Source organism: Nocardia sp. NPDC058519, assembly GCF_042719755.1.
GTDB lineage: Bacteria > Actinomycetota > Actinomycetes > Mycobacteriales > Mycobacteriaceae > Nocardia.
Map to the genome: position 1 here is coordinate 66,235 of NZ_JBHXNK010000028.1, position 23,192 is coordinate 89,426.

Annotated in this window: 20 protein-coding genes; 15 read left to right on the forward strand and 5 right to left on the reverse strand. The window is 68.9% G+C overall.

Going from position 1 to position 23,192, the window contains the following annotated elements; genetic code table 11:
• Positions 1-8: 8 nt before the first annotated feature.
• A complete protein-coding gene (locus ACFWPK_RS26600) occupies positions 9-737 on the reverse strand; it encodes an amino acid ABC transporter ATP-binding protein (protein WP_378920288.1) in 729 nt (242 codons plus the stop codon).
• A 241-nt stretch (positions 738-978) separates the two neighbouring features.
• Between ACFWPK_RS26600 and miaB the strand changes: the two genes are divergently transcribed.
• Together miaB and ACFWPK_RS26610 are read left to right on the forward strand one after the other, a co-directional pair.
• Positions 979-2,535, forward strand: coding sequence for a tRNA (N6-isopentenyl adenosine(37)-C2)-methylthiotransferase MiaB (gene miaB, locus ACFWPK_RS26605; RefSeq protein WP_378920216.1), 1,557 nt, complete (start codon positions 979-981; stop codon positions 2,533-2,535).
• 89 nt (positions 2,536-2,624) lie between these two features.
• Positions 2,625-3,224 carry a hypothetical protein gene (locus tag ACFWPK_RS26610; protein ID WP_378920218.1) on the forward strand — a complete coding sequence of 200 codons (600 nt, stop codon included), beginning with the start codon at positions 2,625-2,627 and terminating at the stop codon, positions 3,222-3,224.
• 57 nt (positions 3,225-3,281) lie between these two features.
• Here ACFWPK_RS26610 and ACFWPK_RS26615 read toward each other — a convergent pair whose 3' ends face one another.
• Positions 3,282-4,661, reverse strand: a complete 1,380-nt coding sequence (locus tag ACFWPK_RS26615) for a DUF349 domain-containing protein (protein ID WP_378920220.1) — start codon at positions 4,659-4,661, stop codon at positions 3,282-3,284.
• Between the two features lie 263 nt (positions 4,662-4,924).
• On the opposite strand from ACFWPK_RS26615, the gene ACFWPK_RS26620 reads away from it, so the two are divergent.
• The 7 genes from ACFWPK_RS26620 (at position 4,925) to ACFWPK_RS26650 (ending at position 11,874) form a co-directional block, all read left to right on the forward strand.
• Positions 4,925-5,698, forward strand: a complete 774-nt coding sequence (locus ACFWPK_RS26620; protein ID WP_378920222.1) for a hypothetical protein — start codon at positions 4,925-4,927, stop codon at positions 5,696-5,698.
• Positions 5,695-6,633 (forward strand): tRNA (adenosine(37)-N6)-dimethylallyltransferase MiaA, encoded by a 939-nt coding sequence (gene miaA, locus ACFWPK_RS26625; protein ID WP_378920224.1) that lies wholly within the window; start codon positions 5,695-5,697, stop codon positions 6,631-6,633. The genes ACFWPK_RS26620 and miaA overlap by 4 nt, the downstream gene beginning before the upstream one ends.
• Positions 6,630-7,466 (forward strand): TrmH family RNA methyltransferase, encoded by an 837-nt coding sequence (locus tag ACFWPK_RS26630; protein ID WP_378920226.1) that lies wholly within the window; start codon positions 6,630-6,632, stop codon positions 7,464-7,466. Before miaA ends, ACFWPK_RS26630 begins: the two co-directional genes overlap by 4 nt.
• A 44-nt stretch (positions 7,467-7,510) precedes the next feature.
• Positions 7,511-8,392 carry a diaminopimelate epimerase gene (gene dapF, locus ACFWPK_RS26635; protein WP_378920290.1) on the forward strand — a complete coding sequence of 294 codons (882 nt, stop codon included), beginning with the start codon at positions 7,511-7,513 and terminating at the stop codon, positions 8,390-8,392.
• 172 nt (positions 8,393-8,564) lie between these two features.
• A complete protein-coding gene (hflX, locus tag ACFWPK_RS26640) occupies positions 8,565-9,998 on the forward strand; it encodes a GTPase HflX (protein ID WP_378920292.1) in 1,434 nt (477 codons plus the stop codon).
• Positions 9,999-10,095: 97 nt separating this feature from the next.
• Entirely contained in the window at positions 10,096-11,004 is a 909-nt protein-coding gene (locus tag ACFWPK_RS26645; protein WP_378920228.1) for a lysophospholipid acyltransferase family protein, read from the forward strand.
• Between the two features lie 123 nt (positions 11,005-11,127).
• Positions 11,128-11,874 carry a pirin family protein gene (locus tag ACFWPK_RS26650; protein ID WP_378920230.1) on the forward strand — a complete coding sequence of 249 codons (747 nt, stop codon included), beginning with the start codon at positions 11,128-11,130 and terminating at the stop codon, positions 11,872-11,874.
• Here the strand turns inward: ACFWPK_RS26650 and lexA are convergent.
• The gene (gene lexA / locus ACFWPK_RS26655; RefSeq protein WP_378920294.1) at positions 11,871-12,509 is read right to left on the reverse strand and encodes a transcriptional repressor LexA; all 639 of its coding nucleotides are present in this window, start codon (positions 12,507-12,509) and stop codon (positions 11,871-11,873) included. The two genes, ACFWPK_RS26650 and lexA, sit on opposite strands and share 4 nt — an antisense overlap.
• Positions 12,510-12,816: 307 nt before the next feature.
• Between lexA and ACFWPK_RS26660 the strand changes: the two genes are divergently transcribed.
• The 3 genes from ACFWPK_RS26660 to nrdR all read left to right on the forward strand — a co-directional run bounded on the left by ACFWPK_RS26660 (position 12,817) and on the right by nrdR (position 15,423).
• Positions 12,817-13,503 (forward strand): hypothetical protein, encoded by a 687-nt coding sequence (locus tag ACFWPK_RS26660; RefSeq protein ID WP_378920232.1) that lies wholly within the window; start codon positions 12,817-12,819, stop codon positions 13,501-13,503.
• A gap of 102 nt (positions 13,504-13,605) precedes the next feature.
• Positions 13,606-14,889 (forward strand): hypothetical protein, encoded by a 1,284-nt coding sequence (locus ACFWPK_RS26665; protein ID WP_378920234.1) that lies wholly within the window; start codon positions 13,606-13,608, stop codon positions 14,887-14,889.
• Between the two features lie 57 nt (positions 14,890-14,946).
• Positions 14,947-15,423 carry a transcriptional regulator NrdR gene (nrdR, locus tag ACFWPK_RS26670; RefSeq protein ID WP_378920236.1) on the forward strand — a complete coding sequence of 159 codons (477 nt, stop codon included), beginning with the start codon at positions 14,947-14,949 and terminating at the stop codon, positions 15,421-15,423.
• Between the two features lie 52 nt (positions 15,424-15,475).
• On the opposite strand, the gene hrpA is transcribed toward nrdR, so the two are convergent.
• Complete coding sequence (gene hrpA / locus ACFWPK_RS26675; RefSeq protein ID WP_378920238.1) at positions 15,476-19,651, reverse strand: ATP-dependent RNA helicase HrpA; 4,176 nt, start codon at positions 19,649-19,651, stop codon at positions 15,476-15,478.
• A gap of 193 nt (positions 19,652-19,844) precedes the next feature.
• Between hrpA and ACFWPK_RS26680 the strand changes: the two genes are divergently transcribed.
• Together ACFWPK_RS26680 and ACFWPK_RS26685 are read left to right on the forward strand one after the other, a co-directional pair.
• Positions 19,845-20,486: a Pr6Pr family membrane protein gene (locus tag ACFWPK_RS26680; protein WP_378920240.1), complete on the forward strand. Its 642-nt coding sequence runs from the start codon at positions 19,845-19,847 to the stop codon at positions 20,484-20,486.
• A gap of 53 nt (positions 20,487-20,539) precedes the next feature.
• Positions 20,540-21,763: an aspartate aminotransferase family protein gene (locus ACFWPK_RS26685; RefSeq protein WP_378920242.1), complete on the forward strand. Its 1,224-nt coding sequence runs from the start codon at positions 20,540-20,542 to the stop codon at positions 21,761-21,763.
• A gap of 102 nt (positions 21,764-21,865) precedes the next feature.
• Here ACFWPK_RS26685 and ACFWPK_RS26690 read toward each other — a convergent pair whose 3' ends face one another.
• Positions 21,866-22,363: a GNAT family N-acetyltransferase gene (locus tag ACFWPK_RS26690; protein ID WP_378920244.1), complete on the reverse strand. Its 498-nt coding sequence runs from the start codon at positions 22,361-22,363 to the stop codon at positions 21,866-21,868.
• Between the two features lie 206 nt (positions 22,364-22,569).
• Between ACFWPK_RS26690 and ACFWPK_RS26695 the strand changes: the two genes are divergently transcribed.
• The gene (locus ACFWPK_RS26695) at positions 22,570-23,178 is read left to right on the forward strand and encodes a DUF5134 domain-containing protein (RefSeq protein ID WP_378920246.1); all 609 of its coding nucleotides are present in this window, start codon (positions 22,570-22,572) and stop codon (positions 23,176-23,178) included.
• The last annotated feature ends 14 nt before the right edge of the window (positions 23,179-23,192 follow it).

Below are 23,192 nucleotides of genomic sequence, written 5' to 3' on the forward strand. Positions count from 1 at the left end.
GCTGCGAGTCAGTGACTGAGAATTTTGCCGAGGAAGTCCTTGGCGCGTTCGGATTTCGGTGCGGTGAAGAAAGCTTCGGGCGCGGTGTCCTCGACGATCTCACCGTCGGCCATGAACAGCACGCGGTCGCCCGCCCTGCGCGCGAAGCCCATCTCGTGGGTGACCACGAGCATGGTCATGCCCTCCTTGGCGAGGGAGACCATCACGTCGAGCACCTCGTTGACCATCTCCGGGTCAAGTGCCGAGGTCGGTTCGTCGAACAGCATGACCTTGGGGTCCATCGCGAGCGAGCGGGCGATGGCGACGCGCTGCTGCTGACCGCCGGAGAGCTGGGCCGGGTACTTGTCGGCCTGGTTGGCGATGCCGACGCGCTCGAGCAAGGCCATGGCGTGCTTGCGTGCTTCGTCTTTTTTCTTCCCGCGGACCTTCGTCGGCGCCAGCATGACGTTCTCGACGATCGTCTTGTGCGCGAACAGGTTGAACGACTGGAACACCATGCCCACCTCGGCGCGCAGCGCGGCGAGAGCCTTGCCCTCGTCGGGCAGTGCGACGCCGTCGATGGCGATGTCACCGGAGTCGATCGGTTCGAGGCGATTGATGGTGCGGCACAGGGTCGATTTCCCCGAACCCGACGGGCCCAGGACGATCACGACCTGCCCACGGGGCACTTCGAGGTGGATATCGCGCAGGACATGGAGCTCACCGAAGTGTTTGTCCACGTTGCGCATCGAGATCATCGGCGGAGCAGCGGTAGTGGCTGCGGCGTCGGCGTTCCCGGTCGCGGGTGCGGCGTCGTCGGTCATGGTGAGAAACCTTATGTCCATTCTGGAGAATTGCCCGGCTTTCGAAGACATGCCGTGACGGCACGCCGAAACGACACCTGCTGGTAACCCGGTGGCTGCCCGTTACCTTTGCGTATTATCGCGCGAACGCAACCGTGACGCGCATCACAGTCAGGGCTGCCCGTACCCTGGACAGGTGGATTCGACGGTTCAGGACGCGACTGAGGGCGTCACGCAGCGCAGCTCCGTGACGCAGCGCAGCTATGAGGTTCGCACATTCGGCTGCCAGATGAACGTGCACGACTCCGAACGCTTGTCCGGGCTGCTCGAGGACGCGGGCTATACGAAAGCCGCCACCGGGGAGACGCCCGATCTGATGGTGTTCAACACCTGCGCGGTGCGCGAGAACGCCGACAACAAGCTCTACGGCACCCTCGGTCAGCTGGTCCCGGTCAAGCAGGGCCGCCCCGGCATGCAGATCGCCGTCGGTGGCTGTCTGGCGCAGAAGGACCGCGAGACCGTGGTGGCCAAGGCGCCGTGGGTCGACGTGGTGTTCGGCACCCACAACATCGGCTCGCTGCCGGTGCTGCTCGAGCGGGCCCGCCACAACGAGCAGGCCCAGGTGGAGATCCTCGAATCGCTCGAGGCGTTCCCGTCGACGCTGCCCGCCAAGCGGGAGTCGGCCTACGCGGGCTGGGTGTCGATCTCGGTGGGCTGCAACAACACCTGCACGTTCTGCATCGTGCCCTCGCTGCGCGGCAAGGAAGTGGACCGCCGTCCCGGTGACGTGCTCGCCGAGGTACAGGCGCTGGTCGATCAAGGCGTGCTGGAGGTGACGCTGCTCGGGCAGAACGTCAATTCCTACGGCGTGAACTTCGTCGATCCCGAACAGCCGCGCGACCGGGGCGCCTTCGCGCAGCTGCTGCGCGCGACCGGGCAGATCGAAGGCCTCGAACGCGTGCGGTTCACCTCCCCGCATCCCGCGGAGTTCACCGACGACGTCATCGAGGCGATGGCAGCCACCCCGAACGTCTGCCCGCAGTTGCACATGCCGCTGCAATCGGGTTCGGACCGGGTGCTCAAGGCGATGCGCCGCTCCTACCGCAAGGAACGCTTCCTCGGCATCATCGACAAGGTGCGCGCCGCGATGCCGCACGCGTCGATCACCACCGACATCATCGTCGGCTTCCCCGGCGAGACCGAGGAGGATTTCCTCGAGACCCTCGACGTGGTCCGTCGCGCCCGCTTCACCAGCGCCTACACCTTCCAGTACTCGAAGCGTCCGGGCACTCCGGCCGCCGAGCTGCCCGATCAGCTGCCCAAGCAGGTCGTGCAGGAACGCTTCGAACGGCTGATCGCGTTGCAGGACCAGGTCTCCTGGGAGAACAACCAGGCGCTCATCGGCACCGAGGTGGAACTGCTCGTCGCCGACGGCGCGGGCAAGAAGAACGCGGTGACCGCGCGGATGAGCGGACGCGCGCGCGACGGCAGACTGGTGCACTTCCGTCCCGGTGACGTGACCGGTATCCGTCCTGGCGACATCGTCACCGTCGACATCACCGAGGCGGCACCGCACCACCTCATCGCCGACAGCGCGGTGAAGTCGCATCGGCGGACCGCCGCCGGTGACGCGCACGAACGTGGCATCACGCCCAAGACGGCGCCGATCGGTGTCGGGCTCGGACTGCCCCGCATCGGCGCACCGGTCGTCGAGGCGGTCGAGACCGGCTGTTCGACGGGCTGCGCGTCGTGAGCGACGACGAATCTACTACCGGTCGTAGTGGGTCGGATGCGAACGGTGCGTCCGGTGATGGCACAGTGGGACCCGCCAACGATCAGCCTGTGGACAGGAGCGGACACGCGGTGAACCCGGCGCGCAACGACCAGGACTTCGAACAATTCCGCGATGAACTCGACGCGGTCGAGCGTCGCATCGCCGGCGAGATCGACCCCGGCGCGCGGGCGCTGGTGGTGGCCGGTGCGGTCTTCGCACTGCTGATCTCGCTGGTCCTACCGACCGCGGGCACCGCGCGCGGCTTCGACGTGCTGCTCGCCACCGACGCCGCGGGCGTCGAGCACATCGGCCTGCCGTCGCGGATCTTCGTGTGGCTGGTCATCGTCTTCGGTGTCGGCTTCTCGTTGCTGGCGCTGACCACCCGCCGCTGGGTGCTGGCCTGGATAGCCTGCGCGGGTTCGGCCGTGGGCAGCGTGTTCGGCGTGCTCTCGATCTGGCACCGCCAGACCCCCGGCCTCGGCAACTACGAGGGCGCGGGCCCCGGCATCGGCCTGATCCTCGGGACCATCGCGATCATGGTGCTCACCTTCCACTGGGTCCGCGTGGTCTGGAGTCGCACCGCCGTGCAACTCGCCGCGGAGGAGCAGCGCCGCAACGCGGCGCGCGAAGCCGAGGATCGCGACCGCAAGCGACTCACCGGCGAATAGTGCTGCGAGACAAGAAAACCCCCGACCGTATCGGTCGGGGGTTTCTTTCTCTGCAACTCACAAATTGCTGACAGCGCCCTCGGCGGCCTCGGCCCATTCGCGCCACTGCTGAGCTTGCTCGAGTGCCTTCTCCGCATCGCGCTTCTTGCCCGCCGCGGTGGCCTTGGCGGCCTGCTCCTCGAACTGGGCTACCCGCTCACGGAACTGCGCGGCCCGCGCGACCGCCTCGGGGTCGGAGCGACGCCACTGCTGATCGGCGGCGTCGCGGACCCGCTTCTCGATGGCGCGCAGCTTGGCTTCCAGCTCCTGCATGCGCTCGCGGGGGACCTTGCCGATGGCGTCCCACTTGTCCTGCAGCTCGCGCAGCGCGTTGCGGGCGGCGTCCACGCCGTTGGCCGGGTCGATGTGCTCGTAGGCGGCCAGCAGTTCCAGCTTGGCGGTGGCGTTGTGGTCGAACTCGGCGTCGCGCTCGGAGACCGCCGCGTTGCGGGCGGCGAAGAACACGTCCTGGGCGCTCTTGAACCGCCGCCACAACGACTCGTCGGCCTCGCGCGGTGCCCGGCCCGCGGCCTTCCACTCCGAGAGCAGGTCGCGGAACACCGCGGCGGTGCCGGTCCAGTCGGTGGAGTCGGCCAGTTCCTCGGCGCGCACGCACAGCTCTTCCTTGCGCGTCTTGGCGGTGGCGCGTTCACGGTCGAGGTCGGCGAAGTGGGCGCCGCGACGGCGGTTGAACGCCTCACGGGCCTTGGAGTAGCGCTTCCACAGCGCGTCGTCGACCTTGCGGTCGACACCGCGGATCGACTTCCACTCGTCGAGGATCTCGCGCAGCCGGTCGCCGGCGGCCTTCCACTGCGTGGATTCGGCGGCGATCTGCTCGGCCTCGGCGGCGAGGGCTTCCTTGCGCTCGGTGTGCTCGTGGCGGGCGCGGTCCTTCTCCTCCTTGGCGTGCGCGGCGGCTTCCTCCGAGTGCTCGGTGATGGCCTGCAGACGGGCCGTCAGGCCGTCGATGTCGCCGATGACGGCCGCGGTCGGCAGCGTCTCGGCCAGTGCCAGCGCCGCGGCCTTGGTCTTGCGGGCATCCGCGCCCGCGGCCAGCCTGGCCTCGAGCAGCGCGACCTCGGTCGCGAGATCGTCGAAGCGGCGGCCGAAGTGGGCAAGGCCCTCGGTGACGTCGCCCGCCTGCCAGGAACCGACGACGCGTTCGCCCTCGGCGGTCCGCACCCAGGCGGTGCCGTCCTCATCGACGCGACCCCACTTGCCCGGGTCGGTGGCGCTCGGCACGATCACGGCGTGCGGATGCGGTTGATCGGGGCCCGGCGCCGGTTTCACGGCATGCGGTTTCGGCGGACGCGGAGCATTCCCGCCGGGCTTGGGGGTACCGGACGGTCGCGGGGCCGGACCTGGGGTGGGCTTCGCGGTTCCGTTGCTGTCGGTCATTGCTCTCCGTCCCTGCCGCGCGTCACGGCTGCCTGGTTACGCCCTAGCACATCCCATTGAACCCGGTTCGAGCCGCGGAAACCATCGATCCGGAGGATCGGATAGCGGATTTCCTGGGATTTCGTCCCGGACGACGTGGGTAGTCGCACCTGAAAACACTAGCAATCTCGACGAGCATCACTACGCCGGACACTCGCAGACGGCCGCACGCCCGCGCGGCGCCGGATGCGGGCCAAGGTGCGCGCTGCGGCTACGGTTACCGCGTGTTCTCGATAGCGGCCCTGGTCCCGTCGCCGCCGATGCTGGTGCCCGAGCTGTGTGGGCGAGTCCCGGTGTCCGGCAGCGATCCCGACGATCCGACCGTCGTGCTGCGCGCGGCCGCCCTGGCCGCCGCGGCCACCCTCGCCGCGACCGCCGACCGGTGGTTCGTCGTCGGCGTCGACAGCCATGACCGGATCTACGGTTCGGCGACGCGGGGAACGTTTCGTGGGTTCGGCGCCGATGTCGTCGTCGGGCTCGGTCCGGTGGGCGCGGAGCCTGGTCCAGCAGACGCCCAGCTTCCCCTTCCGCTACTGATCGCCGGATGGTTGCGGGAGCAGGCCGCACCGCGGATTTCGGTGCGGGCCCGGCTGTTCGCCGCCGACGCTTCGCCCGCGGCGTGTGCCGAGGCAGGCGCGGCGCTCCGAGCCGAGCTCGACAACGAGCAGGACCCGTACGCGGTGCTCGTCGTCGCCGATGGTGCCGCGACCTTGACGGTCAAGGCGCCCGGCTATCTCGACGAGCGGGCCCACGAGGTTCAGTACGACCTCGACGCCGCCTTGCGCGCGGGTTCGCGGGCGGGGCTGGCCGCGCTGGAGCCGGAGCTGTGCGCGGCGCTGCTCGTCGACGGACGGGCCGCCTACCAGGTACTCGGCGGGCTGTTCGCCGCGGATTCGGCTGATCCGCGGGTACGTACGCTGTACCAAGGCGCGCCCTTCGGCGTCGGCTACGACGTGAGCGTGTGGGAACCGGGTGGAGAGGAAGGTAGCGGCGAGTGACGCGTAGACCGATCGCGGTCGTAGGCCCCACCGCCACCGGCAAGTCCGACCTCGCCCTCGATCTCGCCACCGAACTCGGCGGCGAGATCGTCAACATCGACGCGATGCAGCTCTACCGCGGGATGGATGTCGGCACCGCGAAACTGCCGCCCGACCAGCGCCGCGATATCCCGCACCATCTGCTCGACGTTCTCGATGTCACCGAGACCGCGACCGTCGCCGCCTACCAGAGCTCGGCCTGCGCCATCGTCGAAGACATCATGGCGCGCGGAAAGACCCCGGTCATCGTCGGCGGCTCGATGATGTACGTGCAGGCCCTGCTCGACGAGTGGGATTTCCCGGCCACCGACCCCGAGGTCCGCGCTCGCTGGGAAGCACTCCTGGATGAGGGCGGCGTGCAGGCACTGCACGAGGCGCTGCGGCAGGCCGACCCGGTCGCCGCGGCCACCATCCTGCCCACCGACGGCAGGCGCATGGTGCGCGCGCTCGAGGTCGTGGAACTGACCGGCCGCCCGTTCGCCGCCTCGGCCCCGACCATCGGCACCCCACGCTGGAACACCGCGATTCTCGGCGTCGACCGCGAGACCGCCGCTCTCGACGCCCGCATCGAGACCCGCACCGCCCTGATGTTCGATTCGGGCCTGGTCGACGAGGTCCGCGGACTGCTCGATATGGGCCTGCGCGAGGGCCAGACCGCACGCCGCGCCATCGGCTACGCCCAGGTACTGGCCTACCTCGACGACGAATACGATCTCGACCACGCGCGCGAGCGCACCCTGATCGGCACCCGGCGCTACGTGCGCAGGCAGCGGTCGTGGTTCCGCCGCGACCCCAGGGTCCGCTGGGTCGACGGCGCCGATCCCGAGCTCGCCACGACCGCGCTGGCGCTGCTCCGACAATCGAACACCGACCCGATAGGACGGACAGCGCAGTGACGCGACGAGTGAGTACCCGCAACGCCTCGGTGCAGGTGTGGCAGGCCTACCTCAACAACCGGACCAAACGTCATCGCGACGGCCGGTTCCTCGTGCAAGGCGTGCGCCCGATCACCCAGGCACTGGCCAACGACTGGCCGCTGGAAACGCTGCTCTACCGGCTCGGCGGCCCCGAGCTGTCGAGCTGGGCGCGCGAGGTTCTCGACACCGCCGACGTGCCGCAGGTCGGCCTGGTCCCCGAACTCATGGCCGAGCTGGGGGAGAAGGCGGCGAGCGCGCCGGAGATCGTGGCGGTCGCGGTGTCACATCACCCCGACCTGGCCGATTACGCACCCGGTGAACCGGGGGAGGACGCCCCGGTCGTGGTCGTGTTCGATCGCCCGAACTCGCCCGGCAACCTCGGCACCCTGATCCGCTCGGCGGACGCTTTCGGCGCGTCCGGGGTGATCGTCACCGGCCACGGCGCCGACCAGTTCGACCCGCAGGCCGTGCGCGCCTCGACCGGTTCGCTGTTCGCGATGCCGGTGCTGCGCGCTGCGGGCCCCGGTCAGGTGCTCGAATTCCGTGACCGCCAGCAGGCCCGCGGCATCCCGACCCGCATCGTCGGCACCGATGAGGACGCGCCGGGCACCATCTACGACCACGACTTCACCGAGGCCACCATCCTGGTCGTCGGCAACGAGACCACCGGCATGAGCTCGGCCTGGGCCGACGCCTGCGACGACCTGGTCACCATCCCGATGGGCGGCACCGCCAGCTCGCTCGGCGCGCCGTCGGCGGGGGCGATCAGCCTCTACGAGATCGCCAGGCAGCGGCGCACGTTCGCCCGGTAGTACCCCCGACCGCCGCGCAGAGGAGAATGACGGACGTGTCCGACATCGAATTCAGCAAGGGCCACGGCACCCAGAACGATTTCGTGGTGCTGCCCGACCTCGAGGTGCGCCTCGACCTGACCGTCGACCGGGTCGCCGCGCTGTGCGACCGGCAGCGCGGCCTCGGCGCCGACGGTGTGCTGCGCGTGGCGAAGGCCGGTGCGCTGCTCGCGGCCGGTGTCCTGGAAGCGCTGCCCGAGGGTGTCGGCGCCGACGACTGGTTCATGGACTACCGCAACGGCGACGGTTCGATCGCCGAGATGTGCGGCAACGGGGTGCGGGTCTTCGCGCACTACCTCAACGCCACCGGGCTCGAGGAGCGCACCGAGTACGTCGTCGGCAGCCGCGCGGGCGCCCGTCCGGTCGTCGTGCACGCCGCGGGGCCGACCGACGGTGAGGTCACCGTGGACATGGGTGTCGTTCGCGAACTCGGCCCCTCCACCGCCACCCTGGCCGGTTGGGCGCTGGCCGGAATCGGCATCGATGTCGGCAATCCGCACCTGGCCTGTGTCGACGACGGCCTGACCGTCGACGCGCTCGCCAAACTCGACTTGAGCGTGTCGCCCGGCTTCGACCCCGACCTGTTCCCGCACGGCGTGAACGTCGAAATCCTCACCGCGCTCGACGCCGACAACGCCGTCGACATGCGCGTGTACGAACGCGGGGTCGGCGAGACCCGTTCCTGTGGCACCGGAACCGTGGCCGCGGCCGCCGCCGCGCTGACGGCCGCCGGGGTGTCGATCGGCACCGGATCCGGCGAGGTCACCGTCCGTGTACCCGGCGGACAGGTCCGCGTCGGCATCGCCGACCGACGTGCCTGGTTGCGCGGGCCCTCGGTGCTGCTGGCCTCGGGCGCGTTGTCGCAGGACTGGTGGGACGCGCAGTAGCAGCGATAACCGCGTGCACGCTGTCACCTGGACGTGGCAGCATAGAGGACGTATGACGAAACCAGTAGAACCCACAGAATCCACATCGGCCGAGCACACCACCGCGGCCGATCCCGACGTGGCCGCCGATCGCGGTGACGTCGATGATGCGCTGGCCCGCCACGCGGCCCGCATGAAACAGCCCGGTTGGGCGGCCGACCCGACGGTCGGTGAGATGCAGCTCGACGAGCGCAGCTCGCTGCGCCGCGTCGCCGGGCTGTCCACCGAACTCACCGACATCACCGAGGTCGAATACCGCCAGCTGCGCCTCGAGCGCGTCGTGCTGGTCGGTGTCTGGACCACCGGCAGTGTCGCCCAGGCCGACGCGAGCATGGTCGAGCTGGCCGCGCTCGCCGAGACGGCGGGCTCGGAGGTCCTCGAGGCGCTGATCCAGCGCCGCGACAAGCCCGACCCGGCCACCTACATCGGCTCCGGCAAGGCCGAGGAGTTGCGCACCGTTGTCCTCGACACCGGTGCCGACACGGTGATCTGCGACGGTGAGCTCACGCCCGCGCAGCTCACCGCGCTGGAGAAGGTCGTGAAGGTGAAGGTCATCGACCGCACCGCGCTGATCCTCGACATCTTCGCCCAGCACGCCACCTCCCGCGAGGGCAAGGCCCAGGTCGCGCTGGCGCAGATGGAGTACATGCTGCCCCGCCTGCGCGGCTGGGGTGAGTCGATGTCGCGCCAGGCCGGTGGCCGGGCCGGCGGCAACGGCGGTGGCGTCGGTCTGCGTGGTCCCGGTGAGACCAAGATCGAAACCGATCGTCGCCGCATCCGGGAGCGGATGGCCAAACTGCGCCGCGAGATCCGTGAGATGAAGACCGCCCGCGACACCATGCGCGCGCGCCGCAGCGGGAGTGGCGTGCCCTCGATCGCGATCGTCGGCTACACCAACGCGGGCAAGTCCAGCCTGATGAACTCGCTCACCGGCGCGGGTCTGCTCGTGCAGGACGCACTGTTCGCCACCCTCGACCCGACCACCCGCCGGGCCGCGCTCGACGACGGCCGCGAGATGGTGTTCACCGACACCGTCGGCTTCGTCCGCCACCTGCCGACCCAGCTGGTCGAGGCCTTCCGCTCGACGCTAGAGGAGGTCACCGGCGCCGACCTGCTGCTGCACGTCGTCGACGGCGCCGACCCGCTGCCGCTCGAGCAGATCCAGGCCGTGCGCGAGGTGATCACCGAGGTGATCAGGGAGCAGGGCACGCCTGCCCCGCCCGAACTGCTGGTGGTCAACAAGATCGACGCCGCCGATCCGAACGAGCTCACCCGGTTGCGCGGCATGCTGCCGCAGGCGGCCTTCGTCTCCGCGCAGACCGGCGCGGGAGTGGAGGAGTTGCGCGAGCGGCTCTCCGAGGTGCTCGGTGGACTCGATGTCGACATCAGTGTGCTGCTGCCCTACAGCCGCGGTGACCTGCTCGCCCGCATCCACGCCGACGGCCGGATCGTCACCGCCGACCACGAGGAAGGTGGCACCCGGGTTCGCGCGCGTGTGCCGCACGCCTTGGCCGCGGCACTGTCCGAGTACGCCCATTCCGGGCCTTCCGCGCCGGCGCTCAGCTGATCTTTTTCGCTGATTTGCCCGCCGGTTGCGGACAAATGTCGATGCGACACAGGCATTTTCGGACGCTATGGTCGAATATCGACTGCAGGAGGGTGTTATGTCGAACGACCATGATGGTACGAAAAATCTGAAGGAGAACAGGGTCGCGGAGGGCGATCCTGTTCGGTCCGGCGGGGTCTTGTCGGACGGGGCGCCGCTGAATCCGGCGCCGAGCGAATGGGACATGCGCGCCTTCGAAGCGCTGTTCGCGCCGGTGCGGTTGTGGACCAGCCCGAAGTTCTACGGTCTGGAGAACATCCCGGCCGAGGGGCCGGTGCTGATCGTGGCCAACCACAATCTGCTCGGCGGGATCGACGCGCCGCTGATCATGCCGGAGATCCTGCGGGTGCGCGGCAGGCTGGTGCGCGGCCTGGCCGAGCATGTGCTGATGGTGCCCGGCGTGCGGGACTTCCTGCATCATTTCGGCGCTGTCCGCGGTACCCGCGCGAACTGCCTGGCGCTGCTCGAGCGCGGGGAAGCGGTGGTGGTGTTCCCTGGTGGTGGCCGTGAGGCGATCCGCCGCAAGGGCGAGAAGTACGTGCTCAAGTGGGAGGGGCGCACCGGTTTCGCGCGGATGGCGATTCAGGCGGGGGTGCCGATCGTGCCGCTGGCGATGATCGGCATCGACGACGCCTACGACATCGTCTTCGACGGTCAGCATCCGGTGATGGCTCCGCTGCGCTGGACCTGCCGTCTGCTCGGCATCAATCCCGAGCTGAACCCGCCGCTGGTCAAGGGTGTCGGCCCGACGGTGCTGCCCCGCCCGGAGCGGTTCTACTTCTCCGTGGGTGCCCCCATCGACCCCACACCGTGGATGGAGGCCGACGACCTCGACGGCGCGGCCACCGATCTGCGCGATGTGGTGCGCAAGGGTCTCGAAGAAGAACTGCAGTTCCTGTTCAACGAGCGCGAACGCGATACCGGCCGCACCCTGGTCGGCCGCCTGCGCAACGCGCTGCCCTGGTGACCGGAACCGCCTGATCGGCTGGATCGGCGTCGCGGAGCAGACGCACACATGTGTGGAATGCCCGCGGCGCCGATCTCGTTACCCAGTTATACGGACTAGGGTCCGCATAGCGAGAGGGTGACGATGATCGTGACGGAACAGGTCCAGGTCGTGCCCGGCGCCGACCGCAGGCGCTGGCGCAACGAATGGCTCGACTCGCGGCAGTCGTTCCCGGCTACCGGCAACTTCGTGCTGGAGGACTACGCGCACGGGCTGCTGCTGGTGCACAACGAGGACATCGTCGACCCGGGTGAGGGGTTCGACACCCATCAGCACCGCGATACCGAGATCCTCACCTGGGTGCTGGAAGGCACCGTGGTGCACCGGGATTCGACCGGACATTCGGGGATGATCCGACCCGGGCTCGCGCAGCGGATGAGCGCGGGTGCGGGCATCCTGCATTCGGAGCGGAATGGGGCGGGCTACCGGGAGAAGGAGCGTCTGCACGTCGTGCAGATGTGGATCCCGCCGGACACCACCGGCGTCGCCCCGAGCTACCAGGAACTCGACATCGAGGGTGAGCTCGCCCGCAACGTGCTGGTGCCGGTGGCGTCCGGGATGCCGCGCCATCGCGGTGCGGCGGCGATCGGCATCGGCAACCGCCATGCCGCCTTCCACGTCGCGCGACTCGACCCCGGTCAGGCGATCATCGTCCCCGACGCACCCTACGGTCACGTCTTCCTCGCTCGTGGCACCGTCGACTACGAGGGTTACGGCACCCTGACACAGGGCGACGCCGTTCGCCTGACCGCGACGGGCGGCCACCGCGTCACCGCGATGGCCGCCGCCGAGCTGCTGATCTGGGAGATGACCGCGACCGCGCGCCGCTAGACCTTGCGGATGACGGTGACGACCTTGCCCAGGATTTGCGCGTCGTTGCCGGGGATCGGCTCGAAGTGCGGGTTGTGCGGCATCAGCCACACGTCCTTGCCGCTGCGCTTGAAGGTCTTCACGGTGGCCTCACCGTCGATCATCGCGGCGACGATATCGCCACCCTCGGCGACATTCTGCTGACGCACCACGACGAAGTCGCCGTCGCAGATCGCCGCGTCGATCATCGACTGGCCGACCACCTTGAGCAGGAACAGCGAACCCTCACCGACGAGTTCGCGCGGCAGCGGGAAAACATCTTCCACGGCCTGTTCGGCCAGAATCGGGCCACCGGCGGCGATCCGTCCCAGGACCGGGACGAACGTCGGAGTCGGGCGGCTCGGGTCGACCTCGTCGGTCTGCTGGGGCAGCGTGGTCACCGAGCGGACCGCCTCGTCGAGCCCGCGGACGTTCACCGCGCGCGGTCGATTCGGGTCGCGGCGTAGATAGCCCTTGCGTTCGAGGGCGCGCAGCTGATGGGCCACCGAGGAGGTGGAGGTGAGACCGACCGCGTCGCCGATCTCGCGGATGCTGGGCGGATAGCCCCGTTCGGTCACCGAGGCACGGATGACATCGAGGACCGTGCGCTGACGCACGGTGAGATCCGTCCCGGATCCCGATGTGACGGTGCCGGTGCCGCTTTCGTCACCCGTGTCGTCTGTGTGGGTCACCGTGTCCCGCCCTTCTGAGTTGTCGAATTCGCCATCTCGAGGCTAGTCGGGCCACGCCGAACAATCAAACATCTGTTCGAGCATGTCGGGCGTTTCGTGCTGACAGCGGCGCTGGAATCTGGTAGAAATCGAACATCAGTTCGTCGCACAGGTGTTCGAATAAGGGGAGGCATCGCCGCCTCACCAGTACTTTCTTGCAGCAGCGGAGCACACCACCCCGGAGGTTCTTCCGATGAGCACAGCAACCAGCGCCCTGCGTTCCTCAGACCCCATCCCGGCCTCGGAGTCGATTCTCCGTCGGCACCGGACCGCCCGCGCTCCACGGCCTTTCGCCTTGGTCCGGCCCGCGATGCCGCAGTCGGCAGGCGCCGAAGATCAGACGGTCGAAGCGCCGACCGCAACTGCTGTCTCGACCCGCCCGGCCGCGACGGCCCCCTCGGAAGTCACGCGCAGTATCGTCCGGTCCGGCGTGTTGAGCTCGCCGGTGGACGCCCTGCCCGCCGCCGATATCGTCCGCGTCGCCCGGCGCATCGAACTCACCGACGCCGAGCTCGATCTCGCCTTCGCGACCGTGCCCCGCAGTGAACCCGCGCGCCGAACCCGCGAGGTCGCTCGCCCGTCGGCGGATCGGGGCCCACGCCATCGCGCACCGCGCAGCGAACTCTCCCTGTATGCCCGCGGTCCCGTGCGCGCCGGCCGGGCGAAGGGCTTACATCCGCTGCACCGAGTCGAACAGGCCAAGGTCGGATTCGCCGCGCTGGCCGTGACCGCGCTGGTGACCGCGCTGATCGTCGTGGCTTTCCTCGGGCTGGCGCATGTGCGCGCGGGCAGTTTCGTCGACCACGTCGACTCGACGATCCCCGGAATCTCGGAGCAGGCGGGGCTCGGGTCCGGCGCACGGTTCGAGCCGGGTCGATGAGTCGAAAATAGCTGCGCGGAAACGCTTTCGGGGAGTTTTCGGCAGTGTGCGAGATCGTCGGTATCGACGAATCACACCCTGAAACTAGAACACGTTGCTACGGTGACGGGCATCCTGAATCGGGGCGGGGCCCCGGTCGAACCCGGATGCGAGGTCTCGGTGCGCCGCTGCTCGATCGCTCTACTACTCGGTGCGATGCTCGCTGCGTTGCTCGCACCCGCCGCGCACGCGGTTCCCGCCTATACCGAGTACCTCGATCTGCCCGCTCTCAACGGTGACGGCGAATACGGTGGCGGGCTGCACCCGCAGCTTCCGACCACACAGCCACCCCTGCGGGCAGCGCTGACGCAGGCACGGGCCGACGGCATCGACCCGGCACGGTATGCGACGCTGCTGCACCAGTATTGGCTCGTCGTAGCCACCGACAATGCCGCGATCGACCTCGAAGCCTGGGCGCCCGAGCGCGGCGTCGCGGCCAATTCGGCCACCTTCAGCCAGGTGTACGTGAACTACTTCCGCCTCGCCGCCGCCCGGTCCGATCTCTACTGGGCAGGCATGGCAGGCATCGCCGGCGCCTCCTTCGCCGCGGGCTTCTTCGACGTCGGCGACATCGCCGGGGCTGTCTCGGTCGCCGGTATCCACGAACTCGGCAACGCGGTCGCCGACCTGCTCCGTGCCACCCCGCCGGAGCTGCTCACCGGGGTCCCGTCCGATGTCACCGGCCTGGCCGCCCTCGGTCCCCGGCTGACCGCCGGCGACCTCGCCTGGTACCAGACCCGGCTGATGATCATGCAGAAACACATCTTCATCGACCTGGTCCCGATGCACGAGGCCTACCTCGCCGACGGACTGGCGGGCATCGACGAGATGTTCGCGGCCGGCCTGCTCGGCGACGGCATGCGGGTGTCCTGGAACGGGATCGACGGCGGCACCGAAGCGGGCCGCGCCGACGCGCTGGCCGCCATGGCCGATCGGGAACAGAACCAGATCGTCGCCGACCAGTGGGATGTGACCTCGCGCGGCCGCGACGGGATGGGTCGAGTACTCACCTACGTCACCACCGTGGCGGGCAAGCCCGCCGTCCCCGGCACCCGCGCTCCGGGCGTGTACGCGCCGGTCACGGTGTGGTCGCCGATCGCCGCTGGCGCGCCGCTGGGTCTGCGGATGCCGCTGCCCGCGTTCAACTGGGCCGATCGTGAGACCCGCTGGGACTACATCTCCGCCGACCTGCTGCCCCGCCATCTCGACCTCGCGACCGACCCGGCGCGCGCGGTGACGGTGTATCGCGAACCGTTCACTGTCAAGCTCGACCGGGGCCGGATGCTCGCGCGGCTACCCGACATCATCGCGGACCTGACCACGCAGTGGCAGGTTGTGCCATCCTGACCGGTATCCTGTCAAGAGCCATGGAATAGAAATGCGCATCGACGAAGGAACCCTCGGATGCATTGCCCGTATTGCCGACACCCCGACTCGCGCGTCGTCGACTCGCGGGAAGCAGAGGAGGGCACCGCGATCCGTCGCCGTCGTTCCTGCCCGAGCTGTGGGCGCCGATTCACCACCGTGGAGACGGCGATCTTGTCGGTGGTCAAGCGCAGTGGCGTGACCGAGCCGTTCAGTCGCGAGAAGGTGATCGTCGGTGTGCGCCGGGCCTGCCAGGGTCGTGAAGTCGATGACGACGCCCTGAACCTGCTCGCCCAGCAGGTCGAAGACGCGGTGCGCGCCACGGGTTCTCCCGAGGTACCCAGCCACGAGGTCGGCCTCGCCATCCTCGGCCCGCTGCGCGATCTCGACGAAGTGGCGTATCTGCGCTTCGCCTCGGTGTACCGATCCTTCACCAGCGCAGCCGATTTCGAACGCGAGATCACCGAGATGCGTGCGGCCCGCGCGGCTGCCGCGGTCGCCGCGACCGAGTCCTAGTAACCCGTCCGGGGCGGGAACGGGTGACGAATCCTCAACGCCCGCATCGACTTCAGCGTCGAATCGAGCTGATGGCCTTGTCGATGCGCTTCGCCGACACCGGGTACGGCGTGCCCAGCTTCTGGGCGAAGAGACTGACTCGCAGTTCCTCGATCATCCACCAGATTTCGGTGACCTCACGGGCGTTCTTGCGTCCGGGGGGCAGGGCGCCGACGAGCTTGTCGTAGGCGGCGAGCATGCGGTCTACCTCGACCATGGCCTGACGGTCGCGCACCGCCGAGCCCGGTAGCGATTCCAGGCGCTGTGCCGCGGCGAGGAGGTAGCGCGGGAGTTCACGCAGCCGCACCCGTCCCCATTCGGCAACGAAACCGGGGAACAGCAGGTCGTCGAGTTGCTGGCCGACGTCATCGGCGATATCGGTTTCGAGGGTGTCGGCCAGCGCCGCTCGCGCCTGCTGGGCGGCAGCCAGTACCGGCACGACGGTGCGGATCAGGGCGACGACCGCCGTGGACAGTTGCGGCCGGACGATCGCGACCAGCTTGTCGAACTCCTCGGGCGTGCGAACCGGGCCGCCCGCCTTGGCGATGAGCTCGTCGGCGGCGGCGACCCGGCAGTCCTCGACCAGCTTGTCGAGCGACCCGTCGGGGTTCTGGCTCAGCGCCAGCCGATCGCGGGCGGGCAGTCCGGCGGTGACCGCACGAGTCGAGGTCGGGATCGCGGCGAGCAGCAGGGTGCGCACACCCGCTCGCATCGCGGCCGCCTGCTCGCCGGGCGAGCTCAGCACGCGCACCGCGACGCCCTCGCCCTCGGGGACGAGTGCCGGGTACCCGGTCACGGTCTGGCCCGCGACTTCGCGGCTCACGGTCGACGCGACCGAACCGAGGGATTCCGAGGTCCACACTGTCGCAGGCGCCCGCTCGGCACCGGCGGTGGCACGGGCGACCGATGCTGAAACCTGTTCGGCCAGTTGTGCTTTCAGCTGCTGGAGGCTCTTGTTCTTGGCGAGCACCTTGCCGTGCTGATCGACGGCGGCGAAGGTCATGCGCAGATGGTCGGGCAGCGCGGTGGGGGAGAGGTCGTCGGCGGTGATGGTGACCGAACCCAGCCGCGACAACTCCCGCGACAGCCCCGTGCGCAGCGGCTCGGCGCGCGGAGTCAGCGCGCGCAACGCCGCCGACGCGAAGTCGGGCGCGGGAACGATCGCGCGCCGCAACGCTTTCGGGAGAGTCTTGATGAACGTGGCGGCGAGTTCTTCGCGCATGCCGGGAACCAGCCAGTCGAAGCCGACCGCCCGCACGTGCGCGAGCTGCTCCACCGGGATCCGCGCGGTGACGCCGTCGTCGTCCTGCCCCGGCTCGAACTGGTAGGTCAGCGGGAAGCTGAGTTCGCCCTGACGCCAGGCGTCGGGGAAGTCCGTCGGGTCGAGCGTGGCGACACCGGCGTTGACCACGGTGTCGGTCGAGAAGTCCAGCAGTGCGGGATCGTTGCGCTCGGTCTTGCGCCACCAGCTGTCGAAATGGCGCACCGACACGATATCGGCGGGGATGCGCTTGTCGTAGAACTCGAACAGCACTTCGTCGTCGACGAGGATGTCGCGCCGCCGGGCCCGATGTTCGAGGTCGGCGACATCGTCGATCAGGGCCCGATTGCGGGCGAAGAATCCGTGGCGGGTCTGCCATTCGCCCTGTACCAGCGCGTGGCGGATGAACAGCTCGCGCGAGAGCTCCGGGTCGATGCGCCCGAAGTCCACCGGCCGCCCGGTCACCAGCGGCACGCCGTACAGCGTCGCCCGCTCGTAGGCCCGCGCCGAACCGCGCTTGGCCGACCAATGTGGTTCGGAGTAGGTACGTTTCACCAGATCGCCGGCCAGCCGTTCGGCCCACTCCGGCTCCACCTTGGCCGCGATCCGGCCCCACAGCCGCGAGGTCTCCACCAGCTCGGCCGCCATCACCCAGCGCGGCGCCTTCTTGGCCAGCGACGACCCGGGGAAGATCATGAACTTCGCATTGCGCGCCCCGAGGAACTCCCGCGACTCCGCCTCGCGCACACCGATATGGGACAGCATGCCCGCCAGCAGTGACTGGTGGATCTGGGTACTCGGCCACGGCATCGCGTCATCGTCGGACGAATCCGCCGACCCGCTTGCCGCTTTCGCGGGCACAGTGGTCTGCCCACGTTGCGCTCCGTCGCCGCCACGTCCGGATCGGGAATTTCCACGGCCACGGCGTCCACGATTGCCTCCGGCGCCCTCGGCCGAGCTACCACCGGCGGCCCCGGTGCGCCGGTTCCCGGCCGATTCGCCGATCGTTGTGGTGTCGGGGTTCGCCTGTCCCCGAACCGAACCCGCGTCGGTCCAGCCCATCCCGCGGGCGATCGTACGCAATTGGCCGTGCAGGTCCTGCCACTCCCTGATGCGCAGGTAGTGCAGGAACTCGTCGCGACACATCCGGCGGAACTGGTTGGACGACAGCGACTTCCGCTGCTCGGTGAGATAATCCCACAGCCGCAGATAGGCCAGGAAGTCCGAGCCCTCGACGACGAAGCGCGCGTGCTGGGCGTCAGCGGCCTGCTGATGCTCCACGGGACGTTCGCGCACATCCTGAATCGACAGCGCCGCGACAATGATCAGTACCTCGTCGAGACACCCGTTGCGCTGCGCTTCGACGAGCATGCGCGCCATCCGCGGATCCACCGGCAGCTGCGCCATCTCCCGCCCGATCGGCGTGAGCGTGAGATGTCCACCCGAATCGGGTTCGCCGTCAACGGATTTCGTGCTGCCGTGCGCAAGCGCGCCCAGTTCTTCGAGCAGGGCGATGCCGTCGCGGATAGCGCGACGGTCGGGTGCCTCGACGAACGGGAAGCTCTCGATATCGCCCAGCCCCAGCGCCGTCATCTGCAGGATGACCGCCGCGAGGTTGGTGCGCAGGATCTCCGGCTCGGTGAACGCGGGGCGCGCCTCGAAATCGTCCTCGGAATACAGCCGGATACAGATACCGTCGGCGACGCGGCCGCAGCGACCCGATCGCTGCCGCGCCGAGGCCTGCGAGACCTCTTCGATCGGCAGCCGCTGCACCTTCGTGCGCATCGAGTAGCGCGAGATGCGCGCCGTACCGGGGTCGATGACGTAGCGGATGCCCGGCACCGTCAGCGAGGTCTCGGCGACGTTGGTGGCCAGCACCACCCGGCGACCGGTATGCGGGGCGAAGACCTTGTGCTGTTCAGCGGCCGAGAGCCGTGCGTACAGCGGGACGATCTCGGTGCGGGGGAGTTTCAGGTCTCTCAGGGCGTCGGCAGTGTCGCGGATCTCGCGTTCGCCCGACAGGAACACCAGCACGTCACCGTCGCCCTCGGCGAACAGTTCGACAACCCCGTCGGCGATGGCGTCGGTGGGGTCGCGGTCGACGACGCGGGTGTCCTCGTCGTCGTCCGCGGCGGGCAGTTCCAGCGACAGCGGACGGTACCGCAACTCCACGGGATATGACCGGCCCGACACTTCGACGATCGGCGCGGGAGTGCCCTGCGCATCGGCGAAATGGCGGGCGAACAGTTCGGGATCGATCGTCGCCGAGGTGATGATCACCTTGAGATCGGGCCGCCGCGGCAGCAACTGCTTCAGATACCCGAGCAGGAAGTCGATATTGAGGCTGCGTTCGTGGGCCTCGTCGATGATGATCGTGTCGTAACGGCGCAGCATCCGGTCGCGCTGGATCTCGGCGAGCAGAATGCCGTCGGTCATCAGTTTGACCAGCGTGCGATCCGACGCCTGATCGGTGAACCGGACCGTGTAGCCGACCACGTCACCCAGTTCGGTGCGCAGTTCCTCGGCGATGCGCTCGGCCACGGTGCGCGCGGCCAGCCTGCGCGGCTGGGTGTGGCCGATGGTGCCGCGGATCCCGCGACCGAGTTCGAGGCAGATCTTCGGGATCTGGGTGGTCTTGCCGGAACCGGTCTCACCGGCCACGATCACGACCTGGTTGGCGGCGATGGCGGCGGCGATGTCGTCGCGGCGCGCGGAAACGGGAAGTTGTTCCGGGTAGGTGATCTGCGGAAGCGCCGCGCGGCGATTGGCCACGCGGGTCTCGGCGGTGGCGATCTCGGCCTCGATGGCGGGCAGATCGTCGGGCCGCACACGGTCGAGCTTGCGCCGGAGCCGATGTTCATCGCGCAGCGAGACCTCCGCCAGGCGGGTGCGCAGCGCGCGGGTTCCGGTGCTAGCTGTCCTGGTCATTGCGCTTACCAGCGTAGCGAAGCCCGCCACCGGTTTTCCCCCGAGTCACCCGCTCGCGGGCTTGCGGAGACCAACGACACACCACGACGCCCGCCCGTCACGGCCCGCGCGTCCGGCTGACAGCGCGCGACGCGAACGCCCGTGCGCACACGAGCTCCCGGTCAGCTGGGGTCCGTCGTGCGAGGATCCGGGCATGAGCGCAACGGAGCGAACGGCATGGTGGATCAGGGCCTATCGGCTCGGTTTCGGCCTGCTCGGGGTTGTCGTCCTGCTGTGGATCCCCGTGCGCAATATCGACTCGGCGACCTTCTCGCTCACCAACTATCTGAGCTACTTCACCATCGAGTCCAACATTCTGGGCGTGATCGTGCTGCTCATCGGCGGCCTGGTCGCACCGCAGGGTCGCGGCTGGCAGCTGTTCCGTGGCGCTGTCACCCTCTACATGCTCATCACCATGGTCGTGTACGCGGTGCTGCTGTCGCGGATCGATGTGATGCTCAACGACAAGTGGATCAACGACCTCATGCACCGCTACCTGCCCTTGATCCTGGTGCTGGACTGGATGTTCGTCGCGATGGCGCAACGCCTGCGGCCGAGTCCGGCCCTGATCGGGCAGTGGTTGCTCTTTCCGCTGATCTACGGCATCTACAGCCTGATCCGTGGTCCGATCGTCGACTGGTATCCCTATCCGTTCATCAATCCCACCGACCAGGGCTATGTGTCGATGGCGATCGGGCTGGTCGTACTCACGCTGGTCTTCGCGGTCCTGGCGGTAGCCATGGCTTCGCTGGGTGATCTGCCCGCGTGGTGGCGTGAACGCAAGGCCGAAGGCTGACCCGCGATGGCCCCGGTGCGCGCGTCGCGGCGCAGTGGGGTAAATGTGGACCCATGAATGCGCTCTGGCACGGATTCGCTGATATGGGTGCCGTCAATCGTGACGGTGCGTTCGTTATCGCTCGCGGCGAGGGCGCTTACGTCTTCGACACCGCGGGCAAGCGCTACCTCGACGCCACCGCTGGGCTGTGGTTCGCCAACGTCGGCCACGGTCGCGGTGAGATCGCCGACGCGGTCGCCGACCAGTTGCGCACCATCGCGCACTACTCCAACTTCGGCGACCTTACCGAAGCCCCCACCCAGGAACTCGCCGAGAAACTCTCCTCGATCGCCCCCGTTCCCGGCAGCAAGATCTTCTTCACCTCCGGTGGCTCCGATTCGGTGGAGACCGCGGCCAAACTGGCCCGCCGCTACTGGCACGAACAGGGCCGCACCGACAAGAAGATCCTGGTCGGGCGCCGGTTGGCTTACCACGGCATGCATTACGCGAGCACCTCGCTCGGCGGTCTGACGCCGAACAAGGAGGGCTACGGCGTGCTGGTCGACGACACCCGCACCGTCGAATGGGACGACGCCAAATCGCTGCTCGCCCTGATCGAAGACGTCGGTGCCGAGCAGATCGCCGCGTTCTTCTGCGAACCGATCATCGGTGCCGGTGGGGTGTACCTGCCGCCAGAGGGCTACCTGGCCGAGGTCCGCCAGATCTGCCGTGACCACGACATCCTGTTCGTCGCGGACGAGGTCGTCACCGGTTTCGGCCGCATCGGCGGGTCCTGGTTCGCCTCCACCCGCTTCGACCTGCAGCCCGACCTGATGACGACGGCCAAGGGCCTCACCTCCGGCTACGTCCCGATGGGCGCGGTCTTCATCGCCCCCCACCTGGCCGAGCCGTTCTTCGCAGGCGGCACCTGGTTCCGCCACGGCTACACCTACGGCGGCCACGCCGGTGCCGCCGCCGCGGCCCTGGCCAACCTCGCCATCGTCGAACGCGAGGGCCTCATCGAGGAAGCCGCCCGCCTCGAATCCACCCTGCACACCGCGTTGGCCCCGTTGGCCGACCACCCCCGCGTCGCCGAAGTCCGCAGCGGCCTCGGCGCCGTCGCCGCCGTCCAGCTCGCAGACCCCGCCGAAGGTCCCGCCCTGGTGAAAACCTTGCGCGAACACGGCATCTCGGGCCGCGCCGCCGGTGCGGGCGCCATGCAGATCTCGCCGTCGTTCGTCATGACCGACGCACAGGTAGCCGAGCTCGCCGACGGATTCGCGCGCGCCCTGGGCTGATTCGTACACCGGTTCCGTCTGCCGAACTCGCCGGCGGAACCGGGCTCGAGGCGGGCGACCTCAGCGTGCCCTGATCCCCTGGCAGGCGGTGGGTCGGCGGAATCAGGAAGGTTCGAGCCCCAGGGTGAAGAATCGGCTCAGTGGGTCGGGGGAGTAGCTGCCGAACGGGCCGCACTCGGTGAACCCGTGGCGCAGGTAGAGGCGGCGGGCCGGGGCGAAGAAGTCTTCGGCGCCGGTTTCCAGGCTCAGCCGCCGGTACCCGCGTTCTCGGGCTACCGCGACCAGGTGGGCGAGCACAGCGGCGGCGACACCGCGGCCGGTGTGCCCGTCGGCGGTGCGCATGGACTTGATCTCGGCGTGCTCGGTGTCGAGTTCCTTCAGCGCACCGCACCCGGCGAGGTCGTCGCCGGACCACGCGCTCCACACCGTGACCGCGGGATCACGCAGGGCGGTGAGGTCGAGGGCGTGCATGCTGCAGGCGGGGGTGGTGTCCGCCATCTCCGCGTGGTGAGCGGCCAGCAGGGCCCGGATTTCCGCGCCGGTGAGGTCATCGGCCACCACGCGAAGCCGGTCGACCGCGGCAGTTGGGTTATCGGTCATCAGTCCAGTTTGCAGATCGATGCCGATGCCCATCGATCCGGGTCGGCCACTATGGGCGTGACCTCGCCGTGCGGAACGAGCGGTGCTGAGGGCGCAGCGCATGGTCTCGCCGTGGTGTCCGCCGGCGTGAGGCGTCGCGATGAGGTGCGTCCTGACCGCGGAAAACGCCCCGGAGCACCACTGTGGGTGCGAGCATGGTGGCGCGGGTGTCGACTCGAAAGTGGTGGGGTGTGGCCGATTTCGTGGAGCAGTATGCGTTCGTGCGGTGGCCGGTGGTCGCCGCGTTCGTGCTGGCGTCGGTGATCGTGGCGACCCGGTTGACCAGGCGAACGCCGCCCGCGCACCGGGTCGATACCGCGTCCGACAGCGCGCACCTGCTCATGTGCCTGGTGATGCTGGTCATGCTGGTGTTCCCCGCCGCCACCGACCCGCACGCGATGCGCGGGCTGCTCACCGCCCTCACCGTGGCGTTCGCGATCCTGCTCGCCGAACGCGTCATGGGCCGGCGCACCGGCTCGGCACCCGACGGTGTGTTGGCACTGGGCTATCACACCGTCGCCGCGGCGGCGATGCTCTACGCGATGGCCGGGCACGGGGCGGTGCACGGCGCCGGTGGGGCGAGCTGGCCTGCCGTCGTGCTGGCGGTGCTGTTCGGCCTCGACGCGCTGGTCGCGCTCGGCACCGTCGGTCACCGGTCACGCTGGCACAGCTTCGTCCATCCCGCCGGTTCCCACCCGCTGACCTCGGCGCTGGTGCCCCACGTGGCGATGGATTTCGGGACCGCGTTCATGCTGATCGCCGCGATCGGCCGGTGAATACCGATCCACAA

Excerpts from the sequence above, each read along its gene's own strand:
- hflX (WP_378920292.1), top strand. The coding sequence starts at position 8,565 with ATGAAACAGCCCGGTTGGGCGGCCGACCCGACGGTCGGTGAGATGCAG.
- ACFWPK_RS26615 (WP_378920220.1), bottom strand. The coding sequence starts at position 4,661 with ATGACCGACAGCAACGGAACCGCGAAGCCCACCCCAGGTCCGGCCCCG.
- ACFWPK_RS26685 (WP_378920242.1), top strand. The coding sequence starts at position 20,540 with ATGAATGCGCTCTGGCACGGATTCGCTGATATGGGTGCCGTCAATCGT.
- ACFWPK_RS26660 (WP_378920232.1), top strand. The coding sequence starts at position 12,817 with ATGAGCACAGCAACCAGCGCCCTGCGTTCCTCAGACCCCATCCCGGCC.
- nrdR (WP_378920236.1), top strand. The coding sequence starts at position 14,947 with ATGCATTGCCCGTATTGCCGACACCCCGACTCGCGCGTCGTCGACTCG.
- ACFWPK_RS26650 (WP_378920230.1), top strand. The coding sequence starts at position 11,128 with ATGATCGTGACGGAACAGGTCCAGGTCGTGCCCGGCGCCGACCGCAGG.
- ACFWPK_RS26690 (WP_378920244.1), bottom strand. The coding sequence starts at position 22,363 with ATGACCGATAACCCAACTGCCGCGGTCGACCGGCTTCGCGTGGTGGCC.
- ACFWPK_RS26645 (WP_378920228.1), top strand. The coding sequence starts at position 10,096 with ATGTCGAACGACCATGATGGTACGAAAAATCTGAAGGAGAACAGGGTC.
- hrpA (WP_378920238.1), bottom strand. The coding sequence starts at position 19,651 with ATGACCAGGACAGCTAGCACCGGAACCCGCGCGCTGCGCACCCGCCTG.
- ACFWPK_RS26600 (WP_378920288.1), bottom strand. The coding sequence starts at position 737 with ATGATCTCGATGCGCAACGTGGACAAACACTTCGGTGAGCTCCATGTC.
- ACFWPK_RS26680 (WP_378920240.1), top strand. The coding sequence starts at position 19,845 with ATGAGCGCAACGGAGCGAACGGCATGGTGGATCAGGGCCTATCGGCTC.